At 73.4% G+C, this 11,414-nt stretch carries 7 protein-coding genes; 5 read left to right on the plus strand and 2 right to left on the minus strand.

All coding sequences use genetic code 11. The features are described 5' to 3' along the window. Positions 1-4 precede the first annotated feature (4 nt). The 4 genes from ACN28G_RS15215 (at position 5) to ACN28G_RS15230 (ending at position 5,746) form a co-directional block, all read left to right on the plus strand. Complete coding sequence (locus ACN28G_RS15215) at positions 5-1,000, plus strand: AAA family ATPase (protein WP_091440194.1); 996 nt, start codon at positions 5-7, stop codon at positions 998-1,000. 8 nt (positions 1,001-1,008) lie between these two features. Further along, positions 1,009-2,190 carry a DUF58 domain-containing protein gene (locus ACN28G_RS15220; RefSeq protein WP_091440196.1) on the plus strand — a complete coding sequence of 394 codons (1,182 nt, stop codon included), beginning with the start codon at positions 1,009-1,011 and terminating at the stop codon, positions 2,188-2,190. Then, positions 2,184-4,427 (plus strand): transglutaminaseTgpA domain-containing protein, encoded by a 2,244-nt coding sequence (locus ACN28G_RS15225; RefSeq protein WP_421479482.1) that lies wholly within the window; start codon positions 2,184-2,186, stop codon positions 4,425-4,427. Before ACN28G_RS15220 ends, ACN28G_RS15225 begins: the two co-directional genes overlap by 7 nt. 107 nt (positions 4,428-4,534) lie before the next feature. Further along, complete coding sequence (locus tag ACN28G_RS15230; protein ID WP_421479483.1) at positions 4,535-5,746, plus strand: low temperature requirement protein A; 1,212 nt, start codon at positions 4,535-4,537, stop codon at positions 5,744-5,746. 23 nt (positions 5,747-5,769) lie between these two features. On the opposite strand, the gene ACN28G_RS15235 is transcribed toward ACN28G_RS15230, so the two are convergent. Next, positions 5,770-6,657 (minus strand): phosphatase PAP2 family protein, encoded by an 888-nt coding sequence (locus tag ACN28G_RS15235; protein WP_175440587.1) that lies wholly within the window; start codon positions 6,655-6,657, stop codon positions 5,770-5,772. An 87-nt stretch (positions 6,658-6,744) separates the two neighbouring features. On the opposite strand from ACN28G_RS15235, the gene ACN28G_RS15240 reads away from it, so the two are divergent. Beyond that, positions 6,745-7,506, plus strand: a complete 762-nt coding sequence (locus ACN28G_RS15240) for a DUF3159 domain-containing protein (protein WP_091446670.1) — start codon at positions 6,745-6,747, stop codon at positions 7,504-7,506. 264 nt (positions 7,507-7,770) lie between these two features. On the opposite strand, the gene ACN28G_RS15245 is transcribed toward ACN28G_RS15240, so the two are convergent. Beyond that, entirely contained in the window at positions 7,771-10,674 is a 2,904-nt protein-coding gene (locus ACN28G_RS15245; protein ID WP_421479484.1) for a glycoside hydrolase family 48 protein, read from the minus strand. Positions 10,675-11,414: the final 740 nt, after the last annotated feature.

Raw genomic sequence — 11,414 nt, forward strand, 5'->3', positions numbered from 1 at the left:
AGACGTGAACACGCACGAGCCGCTCGGTCAGCCGGAGGTGCAGGGCTTCGCCGCCCTGGCCGCCCGGCTGGCCGAGAACGTCAACTCGGTGGTGCTGGGCAAACCACAGGTGGTCCGGCTGGCGTTGACCGCCCTGTTCGCCCAGGGTCACGTGCTGCTGGAGGACGTACCCGGGGTGGGCAAGACGACCCTGGCCCGGGCGGTCGCCGCGACCGTGCGCGGCGAGTGGCGGCGCATCCAGTTCACCCCGGACCTGCTCCCCTCCGACGTGGTCGGGGTGACCATCTTCAACCAGGCCACCCGGGGTTTCGAGTTCCACCCCGGCCCGGTCTTCGCCAACATCGTCATCGCCGACGAGATCAACCGGGCGTCGCCGAAGACCCAGTCGGCGCTGCTGGAGGTGATGGAGGAACGCACCGTGACCGTCGACGGGGTGCGGCACCCGGTGCCGCAACCGTTCCTGGTGGTGGCCACCCAGAACCCGGTGGAGATGGACGGCACGTACCGGCTGCCCGAGGCGCAACTGGACCGGTTCCTGGTGAAGCTGTCGGTGGGCTACCCGGACGAGGCCGTCGAGGTGGAGGTGCTGCGGGGGGCCACCGTCCGCTCCCCCGAGGCGCTGACGGCGGTGACCGACACGGCCACCGTCGGGGAGATGGTCCGGATGGCCCGCCGGGTGCACATCGCCGAACCCCTCTACGCGTACGCGGTCCGGCTGGCCGCCGCGACCCGAACCCACCCGCACGTGCGGGTCGGGGTCAGCCCCCGGGGGGTGATCGCGTTGACCCGGGCCGCCTGCGCGTACGCCCTGATCGACGGCCGGGGCTGGATCATGCCGGAGGACCTGAAGGCGCTCGTCGAACCGGTCTTCGCCCACCGGCTGCTGCTCACCCCCGAGGCGCAGGTGCGGGGCGTCAGCGCCGCAGAGGTGCTGCGGGAGGCGGTCGCCTCGGTGCCGGTGCCGCTGCCGTCGGGGCAGCCGGCCCCGTCGCGGAGCTGACCGGCGGCGTGGGGATCACCGCCCGGGGTGCCGGGTTGCTCGTCGCTGCCGTCGCGCTGCTGGGCGTCGGCTTCCGGTTCGCGTACCCGGAGTTGACGGTGCTCGGCGCGGCGGCCGGCGCGGCCCTCGGGCACGCCCTGCTCACTGCGGCCTGGCGGCCCCGGCTGGTGGTACGCCGGCACGCCGACCCGGACCGGGTGGCCCGGGGCGAACCGGCCCGCATGGCGGTGACCGTGGCCAACACCGGGCGGCTGCGGGCGGCGAACCTGGTGGCCGAGGACCGGTGCGGTGACCGGGTGGTGCCGGTGCCGCTGCTGCGGTTGCGCCCCGGCCGGGACACCCGGGTGGGCTACGACGTGCCGACCGGCCGGCGGGGGGTGGTGCCGGTGGGGCCGCTGCGGGTGACCCGACGCGACCCGCTCGGGCTGGTCTCGCTTACCCGCCCGTACGGCGACACCGTGCCGGTCTGGGTGTACCCGCGGGTGCATCCGCTGACCGCCGCGCCCACCGGTGCCGGGCGCAGCCTGGACGGCCGGGTCGACGCGGTACCGCAGGGTTCGATCACCTTCGACTCACTGCGGGAGTACGTGATCGGCGACGAGTTGCGGCGGGTGCACTGGCGCACCAGCGCCCGGGTCGGTGAGCTGATGGTCCGGGAGAACGTCGACACCAGCCTGCCCCGCATCGTGGTGGTGCTGGACAACCGGGCACCGGCCCATCCCGACCTGGTCGACGGGGTGGCCGAGTCGTTCGAGGCCGCCTGTGAGGCCGCCGCCTCGGTGGTCACCGCGGCGGTGCGGGCCGACCTGCCGGTGGTCCTGCTGCTGGTGGCCCCGGACGCGACCGTACTGCCGACGCCGGCCGACGATCGCGGACCCACCGGCGGCGGACCGCTGGACCTGCTGGCCGCCGCCGACCTCGACCGGGGCGACGGCGCGGCGGGGCTGCGGACCGCCACCGCCCGGCTGCGCCAGGAACGTCTCGGCGACACCCTGGTCTTCCTCACCGGCCCCGGCGGCCGGGCCGACCTGGGGTTGGTCGGGGCGTTGCGCGGCGGCTACCGGTCGGTGGTGGTGGGGGTGCTCGGTGTCGGGCAGCCGACGGCGGCCTCGGCGACCGGCCCGCTGCTGATCGAGGCCGCCGACGCCGCCCGGTTCGCCGCCGAGTGGGACCGGATCCGCCGATGGTGACCGGCACCGCGCTGGCCCGTGGCCTGCGGGCGACGGTGTTGCCGCTGGTCCTGGTCGCCATGGTCGGCCTCGCCGGGGTGGTGCTCGGCCGGGTCTACGCCGGGCCGCTGCTGACCCGGCTGATCCTCGGCGCGGGCATCGGGGCGGTGCTGGTCAGCCTCGCCGCCCGCCGGCTGCGGTCCTGGCTGGTCGCCCCGCTGTCGGTGCTGGCCCTGGCCGTCTTCACCGCCTGGTCGTTGCGCCTGGCCGCCGGGCACGCCGAGGTGCCCGGTGGGCTGGCCGAGGTGAGCCTCGACGCGGCCCGCAACGGCATCCCCCGGCTGTTGACCGCGATGATCCCGGTGGAACCGGCCCCGGACACCGTGCTGGTGCCCCTGGTCGCCGCCTGGCTGGCCGGGTTGACCGGCGCGGAGGTGGCGCTACGTGCCGGCCGGGTGCTGCTCGGCTACCTGCCGCCGGCGCTGCTCTTCGCCGGGGCGGTGTACGTGGTGGGCCCCAACGCCGACGCGGCGGTCTGGCCGACCGTGGCGTTCACCGCCGTCGCCGCCGTCGGCCTGGCCGTACCCGGTGGCCGGGCCACGCCGACCACCGGGGTGGCCGCCACCGGATCGGACGACGGGATCCGCGCGGCGGTGCGGGCCCGGCTCGCGGTCACCTCGGCCGCCGGGGTGGCGGCGGTGGTCGCGGCCACCGCGCTGCTCGGCCCGGCGGTCGCCGCCCTGGTCGACCGGCGGCCGGTGGACCCCCGCCGGTACGTGGAACCGCCCCGGGTGGAGTCGCTCGACGAGAACCCGCTGATCCGGATCTCCGGATGGGCGTTGAACCCGCAGCAGCGGCTGCTGGAGGTCCGCACGACTACTCCGACGACCCGGGAGGTCCGGGTCCGGTTGGCCGTGCTCAGCGACTACGACGGGGTGACCTGGCGGGTCGGCGCGACCTACCGCAACGCCGGGCGGATCCTGCCGGTCACCGACCCGGCCGTGCACAGCATCGTCGAACCGGTCCGGCAGGAGATCACCGTGGTGGACCTCACCGGCCGGTTGCTGCCGGCCGTGGCCACCCCGCGAGAGGTCACCGGGGCGCGGGTGGCCTACGACCCGGCGACCGGCACGCTGATCCGACCGGAGGGCCTCAGCGCCGGGCTGCGGTACACGGTGGAATCGGCCCGGGAACGTCCGGACGCGAACCTGCTCGGCCCGGCGCAGGTGCCCGCGGGCGACGAGGTGGCCCGGGTGCTGCGGGTCGCCGACGGGGCACCGGAGCCGTTGACCCGGCTGGCCGGCCAGTTGGCCGAGGAGAACAGCGCACCGTACGCCCGCGCGGCGGCCATCGAACGGTTCCTGGCCGAGCACTACCGGGTGGTGGCGGACGCCCCGAGCGGGCACGCGTACCCGAATCTGGCCTTCTTCCTGTTCGGGCCCCGCGACGGCGGCGGGCAGCGCGGTACCTCCGAGCAGTTCGCCGCCGCGTTCGCGGTGCTGGGCCGGCTGACCGGGCTGCCGACCCGGGTGGTGGTGGGTTTCCGGTCCACCGGCGACGGTCCGGTCCGGGCCGCCGACGCGATCGCCTGGCCGGAGGTGCTCTTCGACGGCCTCGGCTGGGTGCCGTTCGACCCGATGCCCCGCCCCGACGACGAGCCGCGTCCGGTGGAGCCCGACGTCCGCCCGCAGCCGGAGGAGACCCCGCCGCCGGACGTGCCGGAGCCGTCCCTGGCGCCGACCCCGACCCCACCGCCGGTGGCCGCACCGGGAGCCGACGACACCACCGGTGGCGTACCGGTGCCGGTGCTGGTCGCCGGCGGCGTGGGTGCCCTGTCGGCGGTGCTGGCGGGCCTGCTGCTGGTGCTGCTCGTGCTGCGGCGGGCCCAGCGGCGGACCCGGCTGGGCCATGGCGACCCGGCGCAGCGGATCACCGGGGCGTTCCGGGAGGTCACCGACGCGCTGCGGTTGGCCGGCCAGCCGGCCGGCGGCGACCTGGCCGCCACCGAGGTCGCCGCGCACGCCCGCCGGGTCGCCGCGCGGGTCCCGGTCGCCGCCGGTACGTCACCGCCGGCCGTGGACGAGCTGGCCGACCTGCTCAACCGGACGGCCTTCGCCCCCGGCACCGCGACCGAGGCGCAGGCCGACCGGGCGGCGACGGTGGCCGGCGGGTACGTCGACGCGCTGCGCGCGGCCCGCCCGTGGTGGCGGCGCCTGCTCTGGTCGGTGCACCCCGGCCCGCTGCGCTGGCATCGGTAGCCGACCCGCCGGCCGCCGCGCCCGGTTACCGGCGAACCGGCCCCGACCGCCCCGCGCGGGTGCTAGGACGGACGGGTGGCATCCGGCCGGTGGTGGGGACCGCCGCCGTGACGACCGGATCGGGCGGTCCCGTCGCGGCGGCCGGTGCGACGACCCGGGCGACCTTCCTGGAGCTCTTCTTCGATCTGGTCTTCGTCTTCGCGCTCACCCGGATCTCCGCCCGCGCCTTCTCCGACCTGGCCCTGGAGACCGGCGGCAACGTGGGCTGGGCCCCGGTCACCGGTGGCGGGAAGACGCTGCTGCTCCTGCTCGCCCTCTGGTCGGTCTGGCAGGGCACCGCCTGGACCACCAGCCGCTACGACCCGTACCACAGCTGGTTGCAGACCATGGTGATCGTCGCGCTGTTCTGCAGCATGGTGATGGGGGTGGCCATCCCGCACGCCTTCAGCACCACCGGGTTGGCCTTCGCCGTCGCCTACGTGGCCGCCCAGCTGTCCCGGCCGTTGATCCTGCTGCTGGCGGTGCGGGTACGCCGGTACCGGGGCCTGAAGCTGCGGATGCTGGTCGGCTACGGGTGCTGCGCGGTGCCGTGGATCGTCGGCGCGCTGCTGCCGGTGCCGTGGCGGGTGATCCTCTGGGCGGCGGCCCTGGCGGCCGAGTACCTCTGGTCCCGGCTGGGCTGGCCGGTGCCGGGCCTGGGCCGGTCGACCACCAACCGGTGGCAGGTCGTCGGGGAGCATCTGGCCGAGCGGTACCAACAGTTCTTCCTCATCGCCCTCGGCGAGACGGTGCTGGTCACCGGCCTGGCCTACAGCGGCGGAAATTACGACCTGCCGCGGACCGCCGCCTTCGCGGCGGCGCTGGTGACCTCGGTGCTGCTGTGGCGGATCTACTTCCAGCGGGCCGGTCAGATCCTGGCCGAGGCGGTGTCGAAGGCCGCCCACCCGGCCACCATCGGCCGGTCGGCGGCCGACACCCACCTGCTGATGGTGATCGGGGTGGTGGCCACCGCGATCGGCTACGAGTTGAGCATCGAGCATCCGTTGGAACGCGCCGAGACGGCCTGGGTGGTGCTGATCGTCGGCGGGCCGGTGCTGTTCCTGCTCGCCCGGGCCCGCTTCGAGTACGAGGTCTTCGGCCGGGTGTCGCCGGCCCGGTGGGTCGCCGCCCTGGCCCTGGTGGCGCTACTGCCCCTGCTGCTGCGTGCCCGGCCGCTGCTGTCCAGCGCGGTGACCGCCGCCGTACTGCTCGCGGTGGCCCTCGCCGACGCCCGCCGAGCCCGGGGCGCGCCACCGGAGCGGGCGGCCCCACCGTTCTGAGCCGGCCCCGGGTGGGTCGCCGGTCAGCCCTTGTGTCGGGGAACCAGCCGGTGCACGACGACCAGCACCAGCGCCGTCACCACGGCCATCGTGCCGACGATCCCGGCGGCGCTGCCGGCGTAGCCGACGAACAGCGGCCGGCGGGTCAACTCGCCGACGGCGACCCGGGGCAGGTCCACCAGCCAGGCCAGGGCGAGCGCCGACACGCCGATCGCCACCAGACCGATCACGCCGAGCACCGCCGTGGCGACCCGGTGCGCGTCCTCGGCGCTGATCTGGGCCTGTTCCCGTTGGGTGATCAGCAGCAGCAGACCGGCCAGCGCCGCCCAGACCCCCACGACCAGGTAGGCCGCCACGGCGTCGCTGGGACGGTGCCAACCGGCGGAGAGGGTGGCCACCCCGGCGGTCGCCGCGTACCCGGCGGCGAGGAACGCCCCGAGGACCCGGACCTTGGGCGGCAGGACCAGCATCAGCGCCATCGCCACCGACGCCGCCACGGTGGTGTGACCACTGGGCAGGCTGTTGCCGACGAAGGCACGTTCCGGGTCGACGCCGAAGTCCGGGCGGGGCAGTCCGTACTTGAGCAGTTGCGTGGTGACGTTGGCACCGGCGATGAGCAGGGTGGCGGTGATGGCCAACGCGACCCGGCCACGGATCAACGCGATGAACCCGATGACCGCGGTGGCCGCCAGCAGGGACACCACCGACATGGCGTTGAGGATCCGGTCCACCGGCCCCTCGATGCGGTCCTGGCCGATCCGGTTGCCGGTCAACGCCACCGTGTCTATCCACTGACCGAGCTGGGTGTGCACGGCCAGCCGCCAGACCACGACGAAGGCCACCGCCTGCGCGAGGGCCAACACGACCAACCAGACCGCGGTCCAACCCCTAGCCGTCTCTCGCACCCGCACACCGTAACGGCACGACACCGCCGGCCGTTCGTTGGCCCGCCGGCACGTTCGGTGTTTAGGTGGGTGCGACCACCGAGGAGGGTGACGGTGACCGGTACACCGCAGCGGGATCGACCCGAATCCCTGGCGGATCTGCTCGGCGGCCGCCGGGGCGCGCTCGACGCGACCCTGCCCGCAGTGGCGTTCGCGCTCGGCTGGGTGCTCAGTGGCCGGTCACTCGGTGGCGCGGTGGCCGCCGCCGTGCTGACCGGCACGGCGGTGGCCGGGTGGCGGCTGCGCCGCGGCGACCGGCCCCGCTCGGTGCTGATCGGCCTGCTCGCCGTCTGCGTGGCCGCGCTGATCGCGGTACGCACCGGCCGGGCCACCGACTTCTTCCTCGTCCAACTGCTGTCCAACGCCGCCAGCGCGCTGGTCTGGGTGGTCAGCATCGTGGTGCGCTGGCCGCTGCTCGGGGTGATCGTCGGCGTGCTGTTGGGCCAGCGGGGCAGCTGGCGTCGGGATCCGGCGCTGCTGCGCGCGTACGGCCGGGGCAGTGCGGTGTGGGCGGCGACCTACCTGCTGCGGTTGCTGGTCCTCGTGCCGTTGTGGCTCAGCGGCCAGGTGCTCGCCCTGGTCGTGGCCCGGGTCGCGTTGACCTGGCCGGTGGTGGCCGCGGCGTTGGCGGTGAGCTGGCTGGTGATCCGCCGGTCGCTGCCGGCCGGACATCCGGGGCTGCGCCACCCGGTGACGCCGGACGGGACCGGGCTGGACGCCGACGACGGCCGGGGCTCGGCGGCCTCCGGCGGACACTCGACGGCCTCCGGCGGACATAGGGAGAGGCCGCCACGGGGGGAGCGGCCTCTCCGGTGATGTACGTTACTCCGTCGCGGGCTGTCCCGCCGTCCCGCAGCGCCCGGTTTTCTCCGGTCGTCGCGGAATTTTCTCTGGTTCTCGCGGATTGCTGCGCTGGTGTGCGGTGTGGTGGGCCGACCGAACCGCTGCGTTGGCCGGACGGCCGGCCCACCACGGCCTGACCGTGGGAATCAGGCCGCTCGCCGACCGGATGTCGTCCATCCCCGGACCCGGTCGGCGCCTCCGGGTGGACGGACGCCGCCGTCCACCCGGAGAGCTGGATCACCCGTTCGGGAACAGGTTTCCGTAGTCGGCGTAGGCCATGGCCACGTCGGCCTGGGCCCAGAACCGGTGGTAGTTGAACGTCGGTTCCGGCCCACCGTCGAGGTACGCCTGCACCTTCGGCCAGTCCGGGTCGGACTTGTAGAAGGACCGGATGTCGAGGAAGCTCTTGCCGGCGGTGATCGGGTCACCGTTGGGCATGGTGCCCGTCCAGCCCGGCGGGACGTAGAGGCCCTGACCGGTCGAGGCGTTGTAGGTGTCGTCGAAGCGCTGGTAGTCGCCACGCTTCTCCGGCCTCGACACGCCCTTGGCGTCGCTGGCCGCGTGCAGCGCGTCCAGCAGCCCCTTGGCGGTGGTCTTGGCCGCCGCGTTGCCCGACTTGGCCGCGTACGCGATCAGGGTCCGGGCGTAGGCCGCGGCGACGCCGACGTCCTGGCCCTTCACCGTGACCTCGACGTGCAGGTTGGTGTTCGGCTGCGGGTTGGTCGGGTTCCAGTTGTTGGGCTGGCCGGTCCACTTCATGTCCGACGGGATGGACCAGTTGGTGCCCAGCGTGGTGTTGGCGATGGCCCACGGCGCCCACTTGTCCAGCAGCGCCTTGGCCTTGGCGTTGCCGGTCTGCAGGTACAGCTCCGCGATCCGCTGCATCGACCAGACCTGCATGCCGAACCACTGGTTCGACGGCGGGTCCTCGTACACCGGGTCGACGTCGTAGAACATGCCGTAGAAGGTGGCGGTGCCGGCCGGGGGCTGGCCGTAGTTGCCGCCCCAGCTGTTGGTCGCGCCACCGGCGATGCCGCCCTCGGCCGACTGCAGCCAGGTGTAGAACTCCAGCTGCCGCTCGAAGCTCTTGGTCCAGTCCGCCGCCGCGGTCGGCGACTTCGGGGCCAGCTCCGGGGTGTTGGTGAGCGCCCAGGCCGCGAACGGGTTCTGGTAGCCGAAGTGGCTGTGACTGGAGCCGATCCGCCACGACCAGTTCTGGTTGGCCTCGTACGCGCCACCCCAGGCGTAGTACCAGGACATCAGGTAGTGCGCGGAGTCCTTGCCGTTGGCGGCCGGGCAGGCGGTGGCCCCGACACAGTTGCCGATCTTCTTGAAGTACTTGTCGAACATGGCGTACCGCAGGTAGTCGCCCATCTTGGCGGCCTTGGCCACGGTGGCGGCCACGTCGGCCTGCTTGTTCTGCGCCTTGGCCCAGGTCAGCGCCCAGTACGCGGCCTGCACGGCGCGGGCGTCGGCGTCCGGGGCGTTGGTGTACTTCCACTGCTTGGCCGGGGCGTTGGCCTCCTTGACGAACAGGTCCAGGTAGCCGTTGCGCCCGCCGTGGGCGAAGGTGTCGCAGGAGGGCTGCGGGATGGTCTCCCACACCGACTCCTGGGCGCCGCGCTGGAAGGTGTTGATGTACGCCGGGCGGGTGGTGCCGTCGCCGCACCGGCCGAAGCCGTAGACGTTGTCCACGTCCAGCAGCCAGTGCATGCCGTAGATGTCACCGGTGCCGTAGGTGGACTGCAGCTCGCTGCGCAGCGGGTCCTTGCCGACCGGGACGTTGGCCTCCAGGGCCGACGGGTACCGGTTGGGCAGCGGGTGCTCGGCGGCGTACTGGGCGTCCCCGGCCGAGCCGGCGGTGGCCTGGTCGGCGTGCGACGGGATGATGTACTTCTCCATCACCGTCCAGGCGTTGTTGAACGGCGCCCAGTTCTGGGTGACCCGGCCGTAGTGGGCCTCCAGCCACAGCCAGAAGCTGAACGCCTCGGAGGTGGTCTCGTGGCCGTGGTCGGGGGCCTCCACGATGAGCGTCTCGATCGAGTGGTACGGCACGCCCTCGGGGCTGAAGTACCCCGAGTTCTTGATCTTGCCGTACTGCTCCAGGAACCGCTCGGTGTAGACGTTGTCCCCGCCACCGGGTACGTCGTTGTCGATCTCGGTGGCGGTGATGGCCAGCGGGGCGTACCCGGTGGCCGAGGCGGTGATCGTGGCGGTGCCACCCACGGTGTCGGCGTCCTCGGCGGCGGCGACCGTGACGTTGGCCCCGGTGCTCCAGTTCGCCGTGGTCAGCGTCACCGACGTCGGGGAGACGGTGATGTCGCTGTCACCGGTACGGGTCAGGGTGACCGGCACGTTGCCCGCCGGCGCGCCACTGAGCTTGAGGTTGACCGAGGCGGTGCCGCCCTCGTTGACGCTCACCGAGGAGGGGGTGGCCACCAGCCGCGGCCCGGAGGCGGGGCTGACGGTGAACGCCTTCTCCGACACCGCGCTCAGGTTGGCGTTGTCGTAGGCCTTGGCCTGGACGGTGTACGCCCCGGCCGGCAGGTCCTCCAGGGTGTAGGCGTACGGCGCGGTGGTGTCGGTGTTGACCAGCAGGCCGTTGCGGTAGAACTCGACCTTGCTGATCGTGCCGTCCTCGTCGGCGGCGGTGGCCGTCAGCGGCACGTCCGCCGGGGCCACGAACGGCCCGGCCGGCACGGTGAGGTTGACCGTCGGCGGCTTCTGCGCGGCGCCGCCGCAGGTGACCCCGTTGACCGAGAAGGAGGTCGGCTTCGGGTTGCTGCCGGTGTGGGAGCCGTTGAAGCCGATGCTGGTCGAGGCGCCGGTGGCCAGGTTGCCGTTGTAGGACTCGTTGGTCGCGGTCACCTCGTTGCCGGACTGGCTGAACCTGGCCGACCAGCCCTGGACGACCCGCTGGCCGCCGGGGAAGGCGAACTTCAGGGTCCACCCGTTGATCGGGTCGCCGAGGTTCTTGATGGTGACGTTGGCGGTGAAGCCGTTGCTCCAGTCGCTGGTGGCGTAGACCACGTCGCAGGCGGGGGCGGCCTGCGCGGCGCCGGCGGGCAGGGTCACCCCGCCGACGACCAGCGCGGCGGCGGCGAGCATCGCCAGAGGGCGACGTCTTGCCTTGAGTCTCATGTGCGCGGTGTCTCCTCGGGCCGAGCCGGGGCGAATCCCGGCGGAGCGCCTCCACGCGTGGTGTCGTACGCGGGGGGACGGAGGCGCCCGGAATGGTGGTCACCCGGCGGCTGGGCCGGGCTCGGGGATCGGGGGATCCCCGCTCGGGTGCCGTACCGGTCGGCAGACCGGGTGCCCTCGGCGACCCACGTTCGCGCGTACTGGCTCCGCGACGCGGTAGTTCGACAGTCTCGCATGGAAGCGCTCCCATCGACAAGAGAAACACCCGTAGATGTTTCGATCTCGTGTAGGGGGTTTCACAAACCCGTGACGGGCGTTACAGTCGCTGCATCGCCGATGGGAGCGCTTCCATCGACGGAGATGGTAAGTAACGTTTGCTGGGGACCGTCCTCGGACGATCCCCGACATCAGCCCGAGGGCTGACGGCGGGCCAGCCCGGACGCCGCCGCCAGCCGATGCCCACCGGCATGGAGGGAGGTGGAAACAGAGCCACTCGCGTGGCCCGGCTCCCGCGCAAACGCACGCAGATCCCACAGTCATCCGTGCGTGTGCTGTACCACCGCTGGGGACGGGGGTTGCCCTCCCCCGTCCCCACACTAACCCCCCGTATCCGACGGGAAAAGAGGCCGACGGGACAGGCATCCGCCACCCGGCCGGCCTCGCTCGCTGTACCGGCGCACCCGACCGACCTCGGCCGCCTCCGGCAGTACCCCGCGCCGGACGCCTCGACCTCGGCAGAC

It is taken from the genome of Micromonospora sp. WMMA1923 (assembly GCF_049179195.1).
Lineage (GTDB): Bacteria > Actinomycetota > Actinomycetes > Mycobacteriales > Micromonosporaceae > Micromonospora > Micromonospora yangpuensis.